This is a genomic window from Streptomyces sp. TLI_053, assembly GCF_900105395.1.
In the GTDB taxonomy this organism is placed as follows: domain Bacteria; phylum Actinomycetota; class Actinomycetes; order Streptomycetales; family Streptomycetaceae; genus Kitasatospora.
The window spans coordinates 172,519-194,153 of record NZ_LT629775.1; the positions used below are offsets into that span (position 1 = coordinate 172,519).

Here is a 21,635-nt window from a genome sequence, read left to right on the forward strand (position 1 = left end):
TCCGGCCCCGCCCGGACCACGTGGGACCTCACCCGGCCGATCGGCCCGGAGAAGCATGACCGCTCGCAAGGGGACTGATCCGGCCCGGGCGAAAGCGAGGCACCTCGCGCTCCACGCATCAGCCCTCCATTGGCAGCACACCACGGAGGGAGTGCTGGCCCTATCCCAGCCTCTCTGTCCTTCCAACTGCAGTGTCTCGTTCTTCTCGTCTCAGTCCGCTCCCGATTGCATGACGAAGTCTCGGATGACGATCGGCGCGGACATTCGTTCGGACAAGACGTCCAGGAGATCGGGGCGGATTGCAACTGCGCAGCCAGTCGTCCGTGGCCACGGCAGGCAGTAGGCGATGTGCTCGTACTCGGTGCGCCAGCAGATGAGCCGTAGGGCCGGACCGCGGTCGTCGTCCAGTGTCAGCGGTGCTCCGGGTGTCAGGCGCAGCGCGGCGCGCAGCCATGGGGTGGGTGTCAGTGCGAAGCCGGGCAGGCCCAGGCCTTGGGCGGCGTCTGCGGTGGCGGCCATGTTTCGGTCGAGGCCGAGGAGTGGGGTTCCCGGCGGGAGGTCAGCGTCGGGGTGTTGCCCCGAGGGTCGGGTCCACTCCTCGAGGTCTCCGTTCAGGAGGAAGGGGGCGGCGCTGCCTTGCTGATTCCCGGTGTCCGTCACTTCCGGGCCTGAGAGGGTCACGACGGTCAGGCCGGTCGTCCTGGTCTGCGGTGACAGGAACCTGCGTTGCTCCGCGGAAGCAAGGATGCGCCAGTCCGGGAGGTTCTGTCCGGTGAGGGCGGCGGCTTGTGCCAGTGGCCGCACGGAGGTGGTCTCGGTGGTTGTTCGGGCCGCCGGGGTGTTTTGGTCGGACGGGTTGTCCGGGCCGGGTGGAAGAGGAAGGTCGGGGCGCGGCCAGCGTGCTTCTTCGAAGGCCAGCGGGATGCGGGGGTCGTCTGTCAGCACGGTGGCCAGTTGGTCCTCCCAATCGGTCGGATCGCTCGCACCCGTGCCGTGCGAGACCCTGTGCGCGCGGCTGCCGGCTGCCACCGTCTGGATCGCCTTTTCGATGGCTTCCTCGAGGGCGAGGTAGGCGTCCGGCAGCTCGTCCTCGTCGGCACTGCGGTTGGCGCGGAGCTGGGTCTTGTTCCGCTCGATGATGCGCTCGGTGTCGAGTTGACGGCGGGCCTCGGTGAGGACCGCTCGGATCAGCCCGGGTTGCAGCTGCTCGGCTTTGTTCAGCCGTACGCGTGCCACCTCTGCGACCATCCCTCGCACGAAGCGGTCTTTCTGGCTGTCTTCCGGTGCGGTGGAGGTCCGCAGGAGGATCGGCGGGTTCAGTGCGGCCGGGTCGGAGGGTCCCATGGGCAGGCCTGCCGCATTGGTGAGTAGTCGGCGGGCGAGAGCTCGGACGGTGAGCAGCGGTCCTTGGGCCAGTGCTTCGAGTGCGTGCTGGCAGTGGTCGACGACGCGTTGGGCCGCCGGTCCCTGTTCGTGGAGGAGGCACAGTAGCCACATCAGGGTTGCCGGGTCGGAGAGTTGCTTGAGCGCGAGGGCGACGGCGGGTGCTGTGGCTTCGGGGCGCAGTGTTGTCAGGGCCCGTGTCGCGACCATCGCGCGGCGTTTGCCTTCCCGGTCGGCGTGGGCGAGCGCCGCCAGTGTCGCGGTCGCGAAGGCGCGGTCGAGATTGCCGGGTGCGGGGGTGCCGTTGTCGTTGTCGGGGGCGCGGTAGGGGTGCTGGGGGTCGTCGCTGTCGTGGACGCGGGGTGCTCTGTTCTCGATGACCGTTGCGGCTTCGTCCCAGAGGGCGAAGGCCACGTCGAGGGAGTCGTTCGGGGGTAGGCCGAGGGCTTGGTGGGCGAAGGCGAAGATCAGTGCCTGGGTGATGCCGTGGGTCCCGTACCGGCCGGCGCCGACCACTGCTTCCACTTCCTCGGTGATGACGCGGTGGGTGAGGGCGGGGTCGAGTTGGGAGGCCGTGCGAAGGGCGTCGAGGGCTGTCTCGCCTCCGAAGTTCAGCCATCCGCCGTGCCCGCGGGTGCGTACCCAGGTCAGTGCGTAGGCTTCGGCGGCGAGAGCGTCGTGGCCGTTCTGGTGGAGCTTGTCCGCGAGGTGGCGCAGCAGGAGGGGGCCGTCGCGGAAGTCGAAGGGGCCGGCGATGGCGCGCAGGACTTGTGCGGCCTCGTCGGTCTGTCCTCGGGTGGCGAGGTCGAGGAGGCCGTCACCGACAAGGTCTGTCATCTGTTCGAGGGTGTGTTGCGGTGTGTCGGCCGTGTACGGGCTCAGGTGCCATGCGCGCAGCACCCGGATCAGGCCGACCGGTTCGGAGGGCGCGGGCGGCGGGGCGGCGGGAGAGGTCGGGACCGTGGCCGGCTGCGTGGGGGCGGGTGCGGTGCGGTGGTTGTGGGGTTCGTCGGCGGCCGGTGGTTCGGGCAGAGGGGCGAGGTGCGGGGCGCCGATGCGTTCGGCGACGGCGTTGAGTTCCGCGACCAGTTGCGCTTCGTCCGGCTCGGTGTGGTCGGTGGAGGAGTCGCGGTGGGCCTGTCGCTCGTCGGCCCTGCTCAGTGCGAGGCGCAGCAGTTGTGGAACGCCGTCGGGCGTGGAGGGGTCGATGGTCCGGGCGAGCCGGTCCAGGAGTGCGGCGTCGCCTTGGCGGAGCGGGGTGTCGAGGGTGAGGCGCAGGGCGGTTGCCATGACCGGGTCGGCGGTGTCGTTCCATGCGTCCCAGAGGGCTTTTCGGGCGCCGTGGAGGAGGGGGTTCGGGCCGTTGCAGTCGCTGAGCAGGCCGGTGGCGGCGAGATCGGCGAGGGCCGCGGGGTCTGCTGCGGCGAGGACGTTCCACCATCGCGGGCGGGCGGCGTTGGTCTCCTTGCCGTCGGTGTGGAGGACGAGGCGTTCGCACAGCGGCTGGATGCGCGCCACCCTGGTCCGGCCCCGGGCCGGGTCGGCGGCGACCAGGGCGGGCAGCGGATCAAGGACCTCGTAGACGGTGATGTCCTTGCGCCAGCCGTAGGCCACCAGGAAGCCGCAGGCCGCGAGCCAGAGTTCCTCGGCCCCGGCGGGGTCGTCGGTGGTGAGGGCGTGGCGCGCGTGGATGAGGCGGTAGCGGGCGAGATCGCCGTAGAAGCGTCCGCCGGCCTGTTGGAGGAGCTCGTTGCGGACGGCTTCGTCCACGCCGGCCCGCCGTGCGGGCGTGGTGTGCTCGACGGCGATCGTCAGGAGCGTGTCGGCCGGCAGCGGTCCGCCCATCTCGCCGCGCAGGCTGACGCTGATTTCCCGGCTGACGTGGATGAGGGTCTTCCAGGCCTGGGGCCAGTCCTGGTCGGACACGAGGGCGGCCGCCCGGCGTACCGAGTCTTCGATGAGCGGATGGATCGGGTAGAGGTCGCAGGCGCGCGGTTTGCCGGTGTCGCGGCTGAGGTCTGCGGTCAGGAGCCCGATGGCTTCGGTGGCCAGGCCGGAACGGGTGGGTGCTTCGGCGGCTTCGGCGCGGGCGAGGGCGATCGCGAACCGCAGCCAGCAGGGGTACCAGCCGGGTCCCTGGATGAGAGCCGGTGCCGCGTCCAGGGCGATGGGGTCGGTCCGTGCGGTGACCGCCAGTGCGTCGAGCCACCTGGCCGCGAGCATGGGGCTCCACCGGACCTGTTCGTCCTGGACGTCGCGGGTGAGGGAGAACAGGGTGTCACGGGCCGTCGCGGTTTCGTCTGCCGCAGGGCCTGCGGCGAGGTCGGCGGCGGCGACCCCCAGTGCGATGAGCCGGTGCGCCGTTCCCGGCACGTAGCCCAGGCCAGCGGCCTTCCGCGCCCAGTGCGCGGTGCTGCCCGCCACTCCCGGTACCGCACCTGCGGCGATCTGCTCGGCGAGCGAGAGGCATACCGGGCCGCCGGTCCCAAGGCGCGGCACCAGGTCGGTGACGGCCTCGATCCCGACCGTGTCGAGGAGTATCTTCACGACGGCGTCGGCCGCTGCCTGGTCACCCCGTTCGTCGAGCCACTCGGCGACGCGGTCCAGCGACACCGGCCGGCCGGGCCCGTCCTCGCGCGCTTCCTCCCCTGTCCCGTGGTCGGTCGCCGACAGGCGCAGCCGGCCGCGCAGGTAGGCCAGTTCGACGGCCCGGTCGGACTGCGCCCCGTAGGAGGTGTGGTCCGATTCCGCCTCGTGGTCGTGTGCCGTCATGTACGCGTGCCAGGGTGCCACGGCGCCTGCCTCGTCGAGGACGGCGCACATCTGCAGACCTGCCCGGGCGGGCATGACGGTCCGCCCGTCGTGCAGGAGCCGATCCGCCAGCGTCTGAGCCCCCATCAAGGCGATCGGCACGTCGGCGAATTCCACCAGGTCCGACTCGAAGCGCTCGAACTCGTACGTCTGCGCGGCCCTGGCCAGTTCGACACAGCGCGCGACGAGGGGCCAGTTCGCCGTCCTGGCGGCGCAGCGCACGCCGGTGGCCAGGTTGTCCCTGATCGCCGAGGCCGGGTGGGCGGTGGCGACGGCGCGGGTGACGAAGTCCCGCCCGATGTGGTCGAGCACTTCCGCGTCGCGTCCCGCTTCGGCGAGGATCTGCAGGAGGCGGCGGAAGGCCCGCGAGTCGTCGAACAGTCCCTTCCCGGTCAGCCAGGTGGCGATCAGCGCCAGAGTCGATTCCAGGGCCTCGGGGTCGTTGTCGTAGCCCAGGCGCAGGTAGCGGGCGAACGACTCGTGGTAGACGCGGATTTCTCCGGGTCCGGCCGTCGCACAGAGCACTGGGGCCAGCACTTTCAGCGCGCCGTCGATCCTGTGCGCCCGGTCCGGGACGATCTGCCCGAGCTCCTCGCGGGTGACGGACACGCCGAGCAGGGCGATGATGTCCGCGACGATGTCGGCTTCCGCGCCGAGGGTGTCGTGGAGGTGGTCGTAGTAGCCCTCCAACGATCCCTGGTAGGCGGGGAGCGCCCGCACCACTGCGGCGGCTCTCGTGATCGTCTCCGGCCGGAGGGCGACCTCGCGGCAGAGGTACGTCGTGTACAGGGCGTTGCCGCCCGAGCGTTCCAGCAGCGCGTCCAGGAAGTCGGTCACGTCGCGGTCGTCGGTCAGGAGCGGTTCGGTGCGATCGTCGTCCGCCGCCGGGACGAGTTCGAGCCGCCGCGCCACGGCGCGGCACTCGTGCGCGGTCAGCGGCGGCACGGCAACGGAAGCCGCACCCGTGTCGTGGAGGGGGGCAAGGTGGCTTCCGGGCTGGCTGAGCACGATGAGGGCACTGCCGGGCGGAAGCGGCAGCGCGCCGAGGACGGCGGCGAGGGCCAGGGACGGATCGGCTCTCCTGGTCCTTCCTCCTTGGACGCGGGTGACATGGTCCAGTCCGTCCACGACGAGCGCCACGCGCCGGGCGGGGTCCTTGCGCAGAGCGGTGTCCACCGCCGTGGTCAGCGCTTGCGCGTCGGCGGCGAAACGCGGGCGCTGCTCCTGGACGAGTTCGGGCTCCGCCTCGGCCAGCCGGCCCAGCAGACTCCCGAAGACCGTTTCGGTGACCACCCGGGTCAACTGGTCGCCATCGGCGTCGCCGAGGTAGCAGTAGTGCTCGGCGACCAGCCATCCGTCGCCGGTGAGTTGGTCGACCAGTTGCTGGCACGCCCACGACTTGCCCTGTCCCGGAGGACCTGTGACCAGCAGGACTCCCCCGTCGGCTGCCGCCGTCGCGGCCGCTTCCGCAAGGACGCCGACCGTGGCGGGCCGGGCCACTTCCAGGGCGCGGTCGACAGGGTTCTTTCGCACGACGGCGCCGAGGTCGCTGCGCAACTGGGCATGGCGCAGCAGCTCGCGCGGCGTCACCTTGGTGCCGCGTTGCCGGGCGGAGCGGACCGCGCGGATCAGCGCCTCGGCGACGTCCACCGGCGAACGCCCCTCGTTGGGGTAGATCCCCGCGCCGAGCTCGCCCTGTACACGTTGGAGGAGAAGCTGCTCGGCCGGGCCAGGTTGCTGGAGGTCCATCGTCATGGCCGGTGCGCCGACTTCCACCACCAGGTGCTCGCACAGCCATTCCAGGTCCTCTTTGGACACGGCTGTGTCACCGCCGGTCAGGAACCCGAGGACGTCGCCCGCCCTGCGCCGGCCCTGCGCGGGAAGCTCGAACCCTCGCCACAGGGCCTCGGCGTCGAACCGCAGCAGCGTGGTGTTCATCCCCGCCAGGAACGGCCTGTCGGAAGGGCGGGCGGGCACCATGACCGCGCTCAGTACGGCATCGTCCGGTGGCGCGTCGCGCACCACGATGCGCAGCCGGTGCGTGCTGGCATCAGCCCCGGGGCCGTCCCTGTCGGCGACGGCAGCCGCCACGAGGCGGTCCAGCCTCAGATCACGCTTGTCGGTCGTGAACGTGGCGTAGCCGAGAGGACCGTCGTCGTCCGAGTGTTTGAACTGGGTCCGTTCACGGGACCCGTCCTCGTTGATGACGGTGAGGTCGTCGAAGCGGTCGTCGTCCACCAGCTTCTCGTCGACATGGACCGCGCTGATCCCGCCGAGGAGCATGTCGACGACACGGCACGCCTCCATCAGGTCCTGGTACTCGTACCCGCGGTGCGCGGCAGTGAGATCGCCCATGTCGTCGCCATTGTCTCCGGTCGGGCACCCGTCTGGTGGAGACGTGACGAACCTGTGACAGCGGCAGGCGGCCGACAAGCAGCTGCAGCTGGTTCTGCGCGCCGTGGCGGACAAGCGCTGCGCCCGGCCGCAGCCCTGCTGGAGAGCCTGTCACCGAGACGCGGTCTGCGTGGCGTGCCCCGGTCTGTTCCCCGGCCGCCATGCTCTTCGGGCACGCTGCAGCCGCCCGGGCTGCGGCAGTCGGTGAGGACACCAGGCCGGGCACCGGCGGGCGAACCGGCCGGGCGCTCGGTCGTGCGTACGGTAGCGGTCCCTTCCGACAGGTCACCCCTGTCGGGGCGGCCCGTGTTGTCGAGAACCCGGGATGCTGCAGGTGGCCCGCCCGCCGACGAGCGCAGTCCGCCGACCGGACCCGAGTAGCGGGCAGTGACAGTGCCCGGCGCTACGGTCGACCCTGTGATCAGAGAGCACTATCCCCGCGCGTGGCAGCATCTGCAGGATGCGCGGCAGGCCAAGGCGGCGATGGCGGTGTTGTGGGGCCGGCTTCTTGAGGACGGGCTTGTCGAGGAGGGTGTGGTCACGGATGCCGATGGATCCGGCGTCATCGGTGCGAGGGTGGCGTGGCCGCCCGGGGCGCAGGCTGAACTGACCAGGCTGTTCCGCCGATGTGTCGTAGAGCTGTGGGCGTGCCTGGATGCGCTGGTGGAGGAGTCGGTCGAGGCGTTCAGTGTGCAGCGCCGTCCGCGCAGGCCGGAAATGCCCCGGTTCTTCCCGGTCGCCGATTCGCCGGAGGGGCTCCGGGCGTTGCTGGCGGAGTCGTGCATGGACGGGACCTTGCGCTCGCACGTGGCGATGGTCCGGGACTGCCAGCCCTTCCACGGACAAACGGGCGACGAGGTCGTCGACGGGATCCGCCGGGGCCTGGCCCACCTGCTGGAGTGGGAGGCGGCTCTGGATGCGGGCGCGACGGTGGGCGTGTGGGCGACTCCCGTCGAGCCGCAGGTCCATGCCGAAGCGCCCGCCGTGGTCGAGTGGCTGGAGGCCGCGGAGCCCGGTCCGCTCGGGGACGAGGAACGCGTCCTGGCGCGCTACCGGCTGAGCTCCTACCACCCGGGTGTCGCCGTGAGCACGCAGGCAGGCACCTACGTCGACCTGTGCTTCACCGAAGGGTTCGCCCCACTCGACACCGAGGACACTTTCGATGGGAGGCAGACACTCGCGATCGAGACGGTGACCCGGTTCGCGCTCTCGTTCGCCTGGCTCTCCAGCCAGGTCCCGGGCAGCCGACGCGTACTGCCCCCCGACCCTGCCGACCGTTCGGACACCTGGATCGACGCCACACGGTCCTCGAGGCACTGGTCGGCCGACGAGCTCGCGGCCCTTGCCTCGTCGGGCATCGGTCTGGGACGGGTCCAGGACAGCGACACGCTCACCCTGATGGTGAGCACGCCCCACGGGGTGTACGAGCGGGCCGTCCCGCACGCCACGCCTCTGCGCCACCATGACCGGCGGGGCAGCGCCGCGGAGACGGCCGTCACCGACGCCGCAGCGACCTGGGGACTGCCCGACTTCGTGATGTCACCGAGCGTGGAACGCAAAGGACGCGGGGTGCGGGAGATCAGCGACGGACTGCTCGTGGTCGGCGGCCGGGGCGTCATCGTTCAGGTCAAGGCACGCGAAGGCGAGCCCGGTACTGCCGAACGCGAGAGGTCCTGGGTCCTCAAACAGCTGGTCTCGGCGGGAAAGCAGATCCAGGGCAGCGCACGCCGGCTCAAGGCCCAGGGCGCCCGGATGGTCAGCGGGCGGGGTACCGGTCTCGACATCGACAGTCCGGCCATCGCCTGGGTCGGCGTCACCGTCATCGAGCACCCCGACCCCCCACAAGAGCTGGACGTCCCCGCACAGGACGGCGCAACGCCCGTGATCGCCCTGCTGCGCCGGGACTGGGAGTTCCTGTTCGACCAGCTGCGTTCCACCCACGCGGTGGTCGCCTACCTCCACCGCGTCGCCACCTCGACGCCCGTCCTCGGCGGCGAGCCGGAACGCTACTACGAACTGGCCGCCGCCGACGCCGACGCTCCCCCGGGACCGGTGGAACCGTCATGGGCGCCACGCGGCGCACAGACACGCAGCATTCCGCTGCTGCCCGCGGCCCCGGCCGGCAGCGACGACGACGAGGCCCACACCATGGTGCGCCTCATGCTCGAGGATGTCGCCACCAGCCCGATCGCCCCCGAGGAGCAGGAGACCCTGCAGGAGGTCCTGGCTTCCCTCGACAGCCTGCCGGTCGGGCACCGCACGGAACTGGGCCGCCGTCTCCTCGACGCTCTGGCCGCGGCCCCCGAGGCCGCGGAAGGCACCACGGCGTGGTGGATGCGAACGTTCATGGCCGGGCCCGGCGAGGACCAGCTCGGCTTCGCCGTATGCTCCGCCCTGACCGACACCACGCGCGCCGCGTTCTCCGCATGGCTCCGGCTCCGGCATCACGAACGCGGCGAGCACACGGACCTCGCGAACCTCACATCGGTGTCCTCCTCACTCCCCGCACCGACGGCTTCCGGGACTGGGACACCACCCTGTCCGCGGTCACAGGCGACCCCGAACTGACAGCGGACGAGCTCCGCACCTACAGAAACCTCTGGAACAGGCCCAACGACCGGGACGGCACCACCTCTACCCGCGGGCACCCCTGACCGCTGCCATCATCGACAGATCCACTGCGCCGACCCCCGATCCGCCCGTCCTGGTCCGCCCTACGCCCGACAATCCGCCGAGTCGGCACACAACAGCGTCGTGGGCAGCTAAAGTCACGGGACAGGTAGTGCCGTCCCGCGCACGCGGGCTGATTCCTTCCCCGAGGAGGACCGGCTCGGCCTGGCCCCACCGTCCCCGCGCACGCAGGGCTGACACCGGCGCCAGGAGCTTGCTGTCGATCGCCTCCGTACCGTCCCTGCGCGTGCAGGGATGACACTGCCTGCGCCTCCACCGTCCGATGATGAAAAGTCTCGCCCCCTCACACGGAAGGTCCTCGCGTATGCAGGGCTGACACCATCCGGGCCGCACGGACCCGCTACCCCCGCCAACCGTCCCCGCGCACGCAGGGCTGACACCGGTGTCACCGGGAAGCCCGAGGCCTGCTACGGACCGTCCCCGCGCACGCAGGGCTGACACCTCGGCCCGGTCCACATACTCGGTGCGCCTCTCCTCGCCCCCGGGCGCGCGGGACGAGGGTGCCTTCCACAGCTCGGGGGTCTGATCGCCCGTGTCAGCCCTGCATACGCGATGCAGGGCCGACACCCCCGCGTATCTGTTCATGTTCAGACGTCTCGTCAGGCCGTCCCTTCGTACGCAGGGCCGACAGCGCGGGGAACCGGGTCCGCCGGTGGAACGAGTCCTCACCCTTCCGCAGAACTTGGAGTCGGCACGCGGCCATGCCTGTGTCGGGTGCCTGCCGACATCGTCGCCGCGCGCATGCTGAGCAGCAGCAGACCGACGCCTTCAAGCCCCCGTCCGGCCCGTCCCTGCACGCTCGGGGGCGCTCGGCCCGATGGGAACGGGGCCCGGGCCTCCTCCTTCCCAAGCCCTCAGAGGCTTCCTGCGGGTCGCCGGTATGCCCAGTTGTCGCAGGCCGTGTCCTTCGGACCCGATCTCCTCGGCCGCGCCGGAGGCACGGCTCCGCTTGGTGCCAGCACAGGAGGCGCCAACTGGTACGACCAGAGCATGCGGAGTTCCCGGAAAGCGAGAGCGGTACCCTCGCGAGCCACTAACCTGCATATTGATTCACATGTTCGATTTAATGCCTCCTGGACACGGCGGACAGAGGATCGGGAGACTGGGAAAATGGCATCCTCCACACACGAGGCTTCCTCGTCAGCTCTGGGCTACCTGTTCCAGGCGCAGCTGGCCCTGCTCGAGTTGTTGCGCGGCGCCGAGGAGCGTCCGGACGGGGCAATCAGCTTGGAGCTGCACGATGATGTCGCGTGGGAGGAGGGCGGGCGGCCGGTCGATCTCTTGCAGGTGAAGCACCACATCCGGGGTGTGCGGTTGCTGGGGGACATGGACGACGATGTCTGGCGGACCGTCCGGTCGTGGATGGACACTCATGATCCGGGTGATGCGTGCGGGCCGTGGTTGACGCTGGTGACCACTCAGCGGGCGCGGGCGGGTAGTGCGATGGCGGCGCTGCGTCTTCCGGGGCGCGATCCCGTGGCGGCGTTGGATCTGCTGACGGCTGCGGCGCAGGGCTCCGACGCGAAGGCAACCCGGGGGGCGCGGGAGAGGTTCCTGGGGCTGCCGGTTGCCGAGCGGGCGGTGTTCGTGCGGCGGATGCGGGTGATCGACGGTTCCCCGACCATCGACGACGTGGACAGGGCGGTCCGTGCGAGGCTGCGGGCTGGGCTGCCGCAGGGGCATGAGAATCCGTTCATGCGGCAGCTGTGGGCGTGGTGGTACGAGCAGACGGTGGAGATGCTGCAGAAGCGCCGCACAAGTGTGTCGGTGGACCGGTTGATGGCCGCCGTGAGCCGGATCAGGGACGACTACACTGCGGACCGGCTGCCGACACTGGTCGGCCGGGAGGACTTTCCCGCCCGGGCCGAGGAGGATCTCGCGGACGCGTGCTTCGCGCACCAGCTGCGGTGGGTGGGCGCTGCCCGGCAGCTGAACAAGGCGATGGTGGACTACTACCGCGCGTACACGCAGACGGTGGAGTGGCTGGAGGACGACCTGGTCGGTCTGGACGAGCTCGCGCGGTTCGAGGGGAACCTGTCCGATGAGTGGGAGCGTGAGTTCGACTGGATGCTCGACGATCTGGGTGAGGACGCCAGTGACGCGCAGCGGGAGCGGGCTGGCCGGGAGTTGTTGAGGAAGACCTTGGACCAGACGAGGTACCAGGTCCGCGAGCGCTACGGCGAGGCGTTCTTCGGGCGGGGCAAGTGCCATGAGCTGGCCGATCGCGGGCGGATCGGCTGGCATCCGGACTTTGTGGACCGGGTCGCGGCTCTGACCCGGGCTGCCCGTGCCTAGCTGGGGCGACCGGTCGCAGGCCGGCTCCGCGTTCTTGAATCCGGCACTGCTCGCCGCGGTGCAGTCCTGTGCCGCGCGGGCCTACGAGCGTGAGAGCGGCGGCCGGCTGATGGTGTGGCCGCTGAGTTTCGTGGTGGCGCCGCTCGTCCTGCACCGGCCCACCCGTCAGGCGCTGCCGGGCTCGGTGCGCACGCATCTGTCGTCGTGGGTCAGTGACCATCCCGTGTTGGTGGCGGGGCTGCCCGCGCGGACGGCCTCGCTGCTTCCGTCGATCCGTGAGGGTATGCGGTTCGGTGTCCGCCACCGCATGCTCGCCGTGGAGCAGGGCGCGGTGCGGGGCCTTCTCGGCGGCCCCGGCAGGTCGGAAGACGAGTTGGGCGAGCTGTTGCGGGCCGCCGCTCTGGCCGGCAGGTGGATGACCCGCACCGACAGCCCTTCGACGGTCTTCGCCTTGCTGGGCATGAGACCCTAGGCGCGTGCAGCTGCGGTCGATCATCCTTTACAGCAAGAGCGGCGAGAAGCGCGTCCTGGAATTCCGGCTCGGCGAACTGAACATCGTCACGGGCACCTCCCAGACCGGCAAGAGCGCCCTGCTGGACATCGTGGACTTCTGCCTGGGCCGGGACGAGGTGACACTGCCGGTCGGCCCGATCACCGCCACGGTCGCCTGGTACGCGGTCATCTTCCAGCTCCAGGACACGCGCGCCCTCGTCGCACGGCCCGCACCGCGCAGGGGCGCCAGGTCCGTCACCAACGGCATGCTGGAGATCGGGGCCGACCTCGAGCCGCCGGAGCTGGCCGACCTGCGGGTCAACGCCGACTCCACGCAGATCCGCCAGCAGTTGGGCCGCAGGATCGGCATCGGCGATCCCCTCAGCGGGACCGCACCCGGCAGCCTCGCCTCCCCCCTGAGCGCCAACCTCGGCCACGCCGCCCTGCTCTGCCTGCAGAACCAGGACGAAGTGGGCTCCAAGCGGGGCCTGTTCCACCGGCAGAACGACGACGCAGCCATCCGCTCCGCGCTCAAGGCGACCCTGCCCTACTTCCTGGGTGCCGTCCCCGAGGACCAGGCCGCCCGACAGCAGGAACTCCTCCAGGCCCGCCGGGCTCTGCGCCGGGCCCAGGGCGAACTGAGGAGCGCGCAGGACCTCAACCGTGACGTCGAGACGCGCCTGCGGTCCCTGCTGGCCGAGGCCGGCGTGCACGGGCTCGTCGACGACGGCGAAGCACTCGGCAACGACCGGGCCGCGATCACCGGCGCTTTGCGGCGTGCGGCGTCCTTCCAGAGCCGGCGCGTCACCGACGACGAGACACAGCGGGGCCGGGAACTGGAACTCGGCCAGCAGGCCGGCACTCTGAGGCGCCAGCTACGGGTCATCGCCGAGGAACGTAAGCTCCTGACCGACCTCCAGGCCCAGGAGAGCGGCTATACCAGCGCGGTCGGCCGCGGTATGTCCCGCCTGTCCGCGCTCCACCTCGTCCCCGACGCATTCCCCGGCGAGGAATCGTGCCCGGTGTGTGGGTCGGTGCTGGACGAGCCCGATCCGACCGTCACCGACATGCATGCCACCCTGGGCGACCTCACCCGGCAACTGGACGCGGTCCACGCCGCACGCCCGCGCCGCGAGCACGCCCTGCGGGAACTGGACCTCCAGGCCGCGGAGATCCGCCAGCAGCTGCGCGGCGTCGAAGGCGCGCTGAGCGTCATCGCCGAGGAACGCTCACGCCACGCCGGACTCCTCGCCCACTCCGAGACCCAGGCCTACACTCGCGGCCGCATCGACGCCTACCTCTCTCAGATCGACGCGGCCGGCCCCGGCGGCGACCTGCAGCGCCTGGAAGCCGACGTCGCGATCGCCCAACGCGTCGTCACCGGACTCGAAGCCCAACTCGACGGCGACGACGCCGAGGACCGCCTCATCCACAGCCTCAGCTACATCAGCGGCAAGCTGACCAGTCACGCCCGCCACCTGCGCCTCGAACACGGCGACCGCCTGGTGCGCCTCGATGTGAAGAGACTGACCGTCGTCGCGGACACCCCACAGGGCCCGACGGAACTGTTGCGGATCGGCAGCGGCAAGAACTGGGTCGGCTACCACATCGCCGCCCACCTCGCCCTGCACCAGTACCTGGTCGCCAACCAACGGCCCGTCCCGCGGTTCCTGATGCTCGACCAGCCGACCCAGCCCTACTACCCCTCCGACATGGCCAAACGAAGCGGTCGCCTCGAAGACATCACCCTCGACGAGGACCGAGAAACCGTCAAACGGCTCTTCGAACTCATGCATCAGGTCACCACCAGCCTCTCCCCCGGCTTCCAGATGATCGTCAGCGACCACGCCAACCTCCCCGACCCCTGGTTCCAGGACTGCGTCCGCTACAACTGGCGCGACGGCGAAGCCCTCATCCCCCAGACCTGGATCGACCAGCACTCCGCCGGTGCCTGACCCGTGTGAATCCCGCCTCCGCGGCACCGGGCTCCTCCACTGCCGGCGCCCCTGCCGCCACGACGCACAGAGCACCAGACAGGGGAAGGAGGGTGGCCGCCCTGGCCTTGCCTCCGTGAGCATCCGGCCGGCTGACAGGCGGATCGTGAACCGAATGCCCAGGACCTTGCTGGAAGAGATCGCTGCGGGCGTCTGAAGGAAGGCGGCTCGAGAGCACCGGGGGAAACGGTCATGACCGACCCGCTGTCATGAACTCCCGGCGGCCGATTCGATCACGGTGCGCAAGCGGTAAGCGAGACCCCCTCGCGAACCCGCACCCACGCCACCACGGCCGGGCTCGGGGCCAGCGCCCCGGAGGTCATCAACAGCCGTGCCGTCGCCGCAGACGTGAAGACGCGATCCCCGCGCGCGCAGGGCTGACACGGTGTGGCAACCCGGCTCCGACGCAAGGCCCGCTCGTCCCCGCAAGTGCGGGGCCGGCACCGGCGTCGAGGCCGTGTGATCCGGGGCGAGGCTTCTCGCTGCCACCCGTGCGAGGCCGACACCCCTGGCCGAGCCGTCCACCGCACCCGGGGCCCCGACCGTCACAGCCCTGCCCGTCGGGCACCGAGGAGCCTCTCCCGAACATCTACCGGCCGGCGCAAGCCCCCTGCCCCGGTAGCCACCGCCCGTGCGCCTCACGGGCCACCACCAGGAGTACCCGGACGAGCTCCTCCCGGCACGAGCCACGCTCCTTCATCGCATGGCAGTTGGGGCACAGCGCAACCATCTGCGACGGATGGTCACGCCCACCCTCCGCAAGCCGCCGCACGTGGTCCACCTCCAGGATCGCCCGGCCGTCATCGGTGCAGTCGACGGGCTGACCACCACAGCCAGGGTTCTCGCAGAACCCCTGGCAACGAAGCAGTACAGCCTCCCGGGCCTGCGGGATCCGCACCGGGTTCCGGCTCACCGCATCACGCCGCCGGCCGGGGAGAGCGGCCTCGCGCCGCTCCACGTCCGCCACCAGCGTCCGGTAGCGCTCCACGGCCTCCGCGGTGGCGGGTTCCCGTGCCGCAGGCCGGGGTTCCGCAGGCTGCGGAGCCGCACGCCGCACCGCAGCGTCCACAGTGAGCGCACGGCCCTCGCACCGCTGGTGACGGCTACGGCCCGGCGTGGTCAGCCGTTCGCCGCACACCGGGCAGATCCTGCCGGCCCTCTCGGCCACTGGCGGGGCCGGCTCGGCGCGTGCCGGCCCGGGTACCGCCGGTGGGAGCGGGGGAAGTGTCGGCACGGAACGGCCGACACTTTCGCGCGACGGCGGCGAATCCTGCGCACGGGCTGCGGTGAGCGGAATGGGCCACTCCACCACCGGCTCCCCCTTGAGGCGGGGCTGCGGCACCGACCGCGCCGGAACCGGACGCGGCGGCAGGGTCCGAGCCCGGCCCGGCTCCGGCTCAGCGGGCCGCCGTCCCAGGCCGAGCCGGGCACCGTGCACCAGGAGCTCGTCCGCGCGGACGATCCACTTGCGGGCGCGGCTGCGCGACGCCAGGTGCTCGGCCGGCGGGCACCCGTTCGACTCCCAGCGCACCGGCACGTCCGCTGTCACCGAGACCGCGCTGCGCTGCCGGTCGAAGCGCACCTCGCACCCCGGGCCCAGGATGTCCAGCAGGTCGTCCTGCTCCCGGCGCAGGCCCGACAGGACCTCCGCCCGCCGTTTCCCGTCCCCGGGCGCCCAGTACGGCCCGGTCAGGGTGAGCGTGACCCGGGGCCGGGATCCGCGGTGCAGCGAGACGAGGACCGTGAACCACCGGGTGCGCCGAAGGACCACACTGCGTCGGTCGCTCGCCCAGACACTGGTGTAGTCGCCGACGAACTCCAGGAAGTCGTCCTCTTCCACATCGGTGGGCCTGTCCTCGATCACCGCGACATCCTATGATCCGCCCGACGAGCAAGCCGACGGCCCCGAGGGATCAGGCGACGCACAAACTTCGGGCCGGCCCGGACCACGTTGAACCTCCTCCCGGCCGCCCCGGAGAAGCATGACCGCTCGCAAGGAGCCTGATCCGGCCCGCGCGGAAGCGAGGCACCTCGCGCTCCACGCATCAGCCCTCCGCCACCGGCCGCACACCGCGGAGGGAGTGCTGGAGCGGCTGGACGGTGTCCGGCTCGACGCCGTCACCGCGGTCGCCCGTACCCACCGGCTCGCGCTGTATCGCGGGCTCGAAGGCCGTGTGCTTGCGTCGTCGGTGCGGGTCCGGCCTGCGGCCCGGCGCAGGAAGTCCTGGGCCATCGCCCCCGGAGGGCCCTTGTACTGCGGAAGCTCTCACCGGGCTCGGGATCATGATCGGGTGATCTCGGGCACGCCGGCGTGGTCGAGGAGCGCAAAGAGGCCGGCAATGGGTCCCGTGCGGGCGTCCGGCATGGTGGTGGTGACGATCAGACGCTCCGCGGCCCTGGAGAGACCGACGAAGAAGGCCCTCTGGCTTTCGATCGGGTCTCGGCTGTAGGCCCACCACTGGTTCTCGTCGAGGCCGAGGAGGAAGACGGTGTCGTACTCGAGGCCTTTGCTGCGGTGTGCGGTGAGCAGGACGATCGCGTCGGCGGCCTCGAGCCCCTCGAGGACATCGCTCCATTCGGCTGCTTCGTAAACGGCGGCGTCAAGGCGGGCTTCGAACGCCTCGGTGATGAGGTCGAGGTCCATGGAGGGAGTCGTTGCCTTCACGTACCGGCGCAGCGCGGGTGCGTCGAGGAGGTCCAGAAGGTGTCCGACGACGGTGGCGGCCGAGGTGGCCGACGGCGGGTTGGCGTGCAGCCAGGTACGCAGTTGAGCGGTGAGGCGGGGCGAGGTGTTCGCCGGTGTGGCGTTGAGTGGCTTCGTCGTCGCCGGATCCGTGGATGCGGAGCATGCCTGCCGAGGCCTCGCGCCACACGGGGGGCCAGGCCGTTAGGCCGGTCGGCGAGCCGGAGCAGTCCGAGGAGCAGGCAGGCGGTGTCGTTCTTCAGGAGATCCTGAAGTGTCACGGGGCGATGCGGGCCGCGACCCGCGCAAAGCCGACCGCGGACTACTGTTGTCGCTTCTGTGCGGGTTGCCGCCTGCACCGGTCCGAAAGGGACGGAATGAGACCATTTCACCAGCCGCTCGTCTCCGCCGTTGAGGTGGAGGAGCTCTTCGGGCTCTACAGCTATGAGTTGAGTTTCGGCGTCGGCACGAGCTCAGACATGCAGAGCGATCGCCTGACGCTGATCTACGGGAACAACGGCAGTGGCAAGACCACCATTCTCAAGCTCCTGTGGCATACGTTGTCCCCGTCCGACTCTCATGATCATCGGGCTGGCATTGCCAGGACCCCGTTCAAGTCGTTTATCGTTCACCTCACCAACGGGGACGTCATCCGGATCTCCAAGCTGAACGGGCTTCTGGTCGGGGGCTTTCTCGTCAAGGTGACGACGGACGGAGTGCCCCGGTTGGAGCAGCTGTACGTCGAGCTTCCGAACCGCGGTGACGTGATCGCCGTCTCCCCGGAAAGCCTGTCGGCTCCCGGGCCGTCGCAGGAAGGGCTCTTCGACGATCCGCAATCCGGGCCGCGCTGGCACGGCGACCCGATCCGGCGTCAACGGGAGGTCGCTTCCAGACGACGTGTACTGGGAACGGACAACGCGTTCGTCGCCTACCTCGAGAAGCTGAACGCCGCCCCGTATCTCCTGGCCGACGACAGGCAGATCTACGGGGATACGATCACGTCGCAGCCCGACAGGCGTCCGCGCTATGAGGCGGACTATCGGCCGCCGCCCAGACTCGGTGTGCAGCAGGACGAGGGTCCTGGCGGCGGGGTGGCGGCGGAGCTGGCCAATGCGATCAGCCGCGTGAACGCGATGATCCAGAGGAAGGCGCTCGCCGGCAGCGTCCAGGGGTCAAAGGGCTCCAACAGCGCCTACCTCGGAATTCTGCAACGCGCGGCGTCCACCGACCTCACCAAAGCCGACGAGAGGACTCGCGAGGAGCTCATCGAGAGCCTCGACCAATTGGCGGAACAGAGCCGTGAGTACAGCAGGTACGGTCTACTTCCCTCGTTCGAGCGGGACCAGTTCGTCGAGGCGGTCAAAGCTGTGCCCTCGTCGAAGATCGGTGTGGTCGAGGACGTGCTGAGCCCCTTCATCGATGCGCAGCAGGCGCGGCTTGAGGCTTTGGCGGGGACCGTCAGCCTGGTCCGCACCTTCACGACGGAGATGAATCGGTTCTTCAACAGCAGCGGGAAGGAGGTCACCTACAGTCGCGGCCGCGGACTTCAGGTCAGGCACGTGCCGGGTCGCATGCCCAGTGCAATCGGCTCCCGTAGCCGGAACTCGGGTCTGGGCGGGAGCCTCTTCCCGGAGCAGTTGTCGTCCGGAGAGCGGCAGATCCTCCTACTCCTACTCAACACTCTTCTCGCGCCCGGGAACACACGGCTGTTCCTGATCGACGAGCCCGAGCTGAGCCTGAATGTGAAGTGGCAGCGGCAGCTCATGGACGCGATGCTGGCCTGCACCGAGGGCAGCCAGGTCCAGTTCATCGTCGCCACCCACTCCATCGAGGTAGTGACCGGGCACCGCAGCTCCCTCGCTCGGATGATCTCCCGTCAGCGCGAGCCCGAGCTCGACCTGGAGGAGGAAGGTCAGGCCGACGGCGAGGCTTGGGAGTCGGAGGAGACAGAGCAGTGACGCGGGACGGGGAGATGGAGCTTCGACGCCGCCCGGAGGAACTGGCCACGCTGTACTTCCTGGAGCCCGAGATTCGGGACGTCATCGTAGAGGGGCGCGGCGACAGAAACTTCTTCACCTGGTTCGTCTCCGAGACACCGTCGCGGGGGCTTGTCCGGGTCTATGCCGTCTCCGACCGCGTGGACCTTCCGGACTCGGAGCTGATCAAGTACGGCCTGTTGACCGGGCAACGAAGCAGAGTGCTGCACCTGTCGAACGTCCTGTCGGAGCTGGGAGTCGACTCCGGGGCGGCCCGCCTGGTGATGGACGCGGACCTCGTGAGCATCGGGCTCGACGCCGACGCGGAGAACGACCTCCTCCTGCGCACAGACTTCTCGGCGCTCGAGGCCTACGCGTTCAACGAACGGACCATGAACAAGCTTCTGAGGATGGGGCTTGGAGCGCCGGAGACGGTGACCGCCGCAGACGTCCTCACGGCGGTCACACCGGGCCTGGTGACGCTCTTCCTAATCCGCGCCTGTCTGCGTGAATCGGGATGCGGAGCAGCTGTTCCGAACAAGGCCTTCGAGAAGATCTTCTCGGCCACGTCCTTGCCCATCACTGTCGGCGAGATATTCCAGGACGCCCTGAACGGGACCGGGAAGGCGGAACGCGGCGCCACCACGAAGGAATCACTCCTCAAGCGGTTCGGTGAGCTCGAGAAGCTCGTCACAGGCGACCCCCGGCACTTCGTCAACGGCCACGACATCAGCGAGCTCGTCGTTCAGTTCCTCAAAGCGCGCTGCAAGTCCGTCTTCAACCGAGACACGACCCGGACATACCAAGCCGGCCCCTCGCTGGAACTGCTGCTCATGGGAAAGGTGGATCTCAACGACCTGCGCCACCCCCTGTTCGAGAAGCTGGAGCAGTGGCTGCGTGAGAGCAGCTGCCCTGATAGCGCTCCACCCGTGTAGGACCGGCGTGGGCGGGTCGGCCCTCGGCCTCCGTCCTTGATTCGCCCTGCCGACCCGCCGCTCCGGTTCAGCCGCCCGCGGGAATGCTTCGCCCCTCTCTCCGGGGCGGGTCGGCTGCGGTACGCCCCCGTCGGCCATGCACACGGGAGGGCTTCGCGGGACCGGTGCGCGGGGCTGTTCCGGGCGAGTCTGGGCTGACCGTCGCCGACGTGGGCACCGTGCACGCACGCCTGGCAGTGGTTGTCCGGGCGCGCCGTGGCCTCTCCACGCCGACCGGGTGCCACGGGCTGGCCTGTCCCGCTCCCCCCAGCCGGCCGCCGCTGCCCTGGCCCGCCGAACCGGCACAGAACAGCGTCTTAAACAGCTAGAGTCACAGGTCAGGAAATGCCGTCCCCGCACATGCAGGGCTGACACCCCTACGGCGAAGGCAGCGTCGTCTACCTCGGAACCGTCCCCGCGCACGCAGGGCTGACACCCGCGGCATCACCGAGCTCGCGCTGACCGACCGCACCGTCCCCGCGCACGCAGGGCTGCCGTTTCCCTCCCTCCGGTCCTCACTCCTCCTGCATGACAAGACGACCCCGCTCTGACCACACCGCAAGCCCGGCCGAGTCCCGGCGCCTTCAGCGGAGCCGATTTCCTGCGTATGCAGACGCAGCGGCTCCAAAGCGGCTGGCCAGAGGGCTGCGGCCATTGCAATTCTCACCAGAGTGACTTGGAAATTCCCACAAGTCGTCATACGCCGATCTCATTCAATGACATCCAGGTGAAGGAGGACGCCCGCACCTGCCTGCGCCCTTGGCCAAGGCGTCATTGACACATCAGTGAGACAGCCTCAGGACATCCAGCTGAGACTTCGCAACTCGGTGGCGCGCGGGTTGAAGGCGCGCAGCTTCACCGTCCGGAGGATCGCGTTTCACGGAGTTCGGTCTTACGGAGGTCCCGACGTACTCGCGCACCGCCCACCCGGAGCCCGCCGCGGCGTGGACCGCGACCGCCCTGGTGTGTCCAGAGGCGCTGGGGACGCTGTCCGCGATCGTGTCCGGAGGCCCCGGCATGGCTTCGAGCCGCCCGACCACCGTCCTGATCGGAGGTCACGCGAAATTTCACGTGACAACAGCGAGCCGGCTCCGCGATCATCAGCCGATGACCACGAGACCGGACCTTCTCCGTCTGAGCATCGTGCCCACCACCCAACAAGGGCAGCGTGGAGGTCCGCCCGATCGTCAACGGCCGGGATCTTCTGGCCGAGGCGGTCCCCGGTGGCGTGGGAGGCTCCCGGTACCAAGGAGTAGGCCCCCGGTATCTGTTGGGCCCGGACGGGCCGTTGCATGCCGCGGCGACGCCCCGGGAAGTTCGTCCCGCCTGGTCCGGGTGCGGCGTGGAGGAGTGCTGTGGCGCCCTGTACATGACGGTCAGGCGTGACGGGAATCATGTTGCCCGGACCGGCTGGCGCGACCCTGCCAATCAGGACTTCGACCTGCCGGAGCTTCGGTTCACCGCCGGTCAGTACAAGGACGAGGTCCTGCGAGCCAAGGAGGACCGCAGTCGGGAGTGGCCGGCAGGGGCGGTTGCGCGGCTGCTCGAGGCGCGACCGAGGACACGCGGGGACTGGCTCGCCAGATGGGACTGCGAGTTGCACGGCGTCCGGGCCTCCCGCAACGAACCGGACCGACTCCACGTCGTCCTGATGCATCCCCGCAACCGGGCCGATGCAGACCGGCCCTGGCTCCAGTTCGGGACGACCCTCCCGGTCTCCGCCGACGACCCGTCGGACCAGGCCGAACACCTCGAAGCCCAGCCGACCGCAGGCGATCCCCGCGCCACCGCCGAGGTCCGGGAAGGTTCGCATGACGCCGAGCAACTGGGCCACCCCTGACCGCCGGTCGACCCCCTGTCCACATGAACGATCAGGACAGGCCACGCCGGGCCTCCCGGACACACTGCTGCGACCCGTAACGCGCACCAAGGCACCGGCCGA

General features: G+C 70.0%; 10 protein-coding genes. 7 read left to right on the top strand and 3 right to left on the bottom strand.

Annotated elements, in window-relative coordinates:
* Positions 1-210: 210 nt before the first annotated feature.
* Entirely contained in the window at positions 211-6,627 is a 6,417-nt protein-coding gene (locus BLU95_RS00685) for an ATP-binding protein (protein WP_159424672.1), read from the bottom strand.
* Positions 6,628-7,005: 378 nt separating this feature from the next.
* Between BLU95_RS00685 and BLU95_RS00690 the strand changes: the two genes are divergently transcribed.
* The 4 genes from BLU95_RS00690 to BLU95_RS43585 all read left to right on the top strand — a co-directional run bounded on the left by BLU95_RS00690 (position 7,006) and on the right by BLU95_RS43585 (position 14,021).
* The gene (locus BLU95_RS00690) at positions 7,006-9,156 is read left to right on the top strand and encodes a hypothetical protein (RefSeq protein ID WP_231978172.1); all 2,151 of its coding nucleotides are present in this window, start codon (positions 7,006-7,008) and stop codon (positions 9,154-9,156) included.
* Between the two features lie 1,233 nt (positions 9,157-10,389).
* Positions 10,390-11,574, top strand: coding sequence for an ABC-three component system protein (locus BLU95_RS00695; RefSeq protein WP_093858162.1), 1,185 nt, complete (start codon positions 10,390-10,392; stop codon positions 11,572-11,574).
* Positions 11,567-12,046: a three component ABC system middle component gene (locus BLU95_RS00700; protein WP_093858163.1), complete on the top strand. Its 480-nt coding sequence runs from the start codon at positions 11,567-11,569 to the stop codon at positions 12,044-12,046. Before BLU95_RS00695 ends, BLU95_RS00700 begins: the two co-directional genes overlap by 8 nt.
* Before the next feature lie 4 nt (positions 12,047-12,050).
* On the top strand, positions 12,051-14,021 hold the full coding sequence (locus tag BLU95_RS43585; protein ID WP_093858164.1) for a DUF3732 domain-containing protein: 1,971 nt from the start codon (positions 12,051-12,053) through the stop codon (positions 14,019-14,021).
* A 628-nt stretch (positions 14,022-14,649) separates the two neighbouring features.
* Here the strand turns inward: BLU95_RS43585 and BLU95_RS43190 are convergent.
* Together BLU95_RS43190 and BLU95_RS00715 are read right to left on the bottom strand one after the other, a co-directional pair.
* Positions 14,650-15,924: an HNH endonuclease signature motif containing protein gene (locus BLU95_RS43190; protein WP_197698693.1), complete on the bottom strand. Its 1,275-nt coding sequence runs from the start codon at positions 15,922-15,924 to the stop codon at positions 14,650-14,652.
* 417 nt (positions 15,925-16,341) lie between these two features.
* Positions 16,342-16,704 (bottom strand): 3'-5' exonuclease, encoded by a 363-nt coding sequence (locus BLU95_RS00715; protein WP_093858165.1) that lies wholly within the window; start codon positions 16,702-16,704, stop codon positions 16,342-16,344.
* A gap of 203 nt (positions 16,705-16,907) precedes the next feature.
* On the opposite strand from BLU95_RS00715, the gene BLU95_RS00720 reads away from it, so the two are divergent.
* From BLU95_RS00720 to BLU95_RS00730, 3 genes are all read left to right on the top strand, one after another.
* A complete protein-coding gene (locus BLU95_RS00720; RefSeq protein ID WP_159424673.1) occupies positions 16,908-18,701 on the top strand; it encodes an AAA family ATPase in 1,794 nt (597 codons plus the stop codon).
* A complete protein-coding gene (locus BLU95_RS00725) occupies positions 18,698-19,654 on the top strand; it encodes a hypothetical protein (RefSeq protein WP_093858167.1) in 957 nt (318 codons plus the stop codon). Before BLU95_RS00720 ends, BLU95_RS00725 begins: the two co-directional genes overlap by 4 nt.
* A gap of 1,207 nt (positions 19,655-20,861) precedes the next feature.
* Complete coding sequence (locus tag BLU95_RS00730) at positions 20,862-21,533, top strand: hypothetical protein (RefSeq protein ID WP_231978174.1); 672 nt, start codon at positions 20,862-20,864, stop codon at positions 21,531-21,533.
* Positions 21,534-21,635: the final 102 nt, after the last annotated feature.

Excerpts from the sequence above, each read along its gene's own strand:
- BLU95_RS00715 (WP_093858165.1), bottom strand. The coding sequence starts at position 16,704 with ATGGACCTCGACCTCATCACCGAGGCGTTCGAAGCCCGCCTTGACGCC.
- BLU95_RS00695 (WP_093858162.1), top strand. The coding sequence starts at position 10,390 with ATGGCATCCTCCACACACGAGGCTTCCTCGTCAGCTCTGGGCTACCTG.
- BLU95_RS00720 (WP_159424673.1), top strand. The coding sequence starts at position 16,908 with ATGCCTGCCGAGGCCTCGCGCCACACGGGGGGCCAGGCCGTTAGGCCG.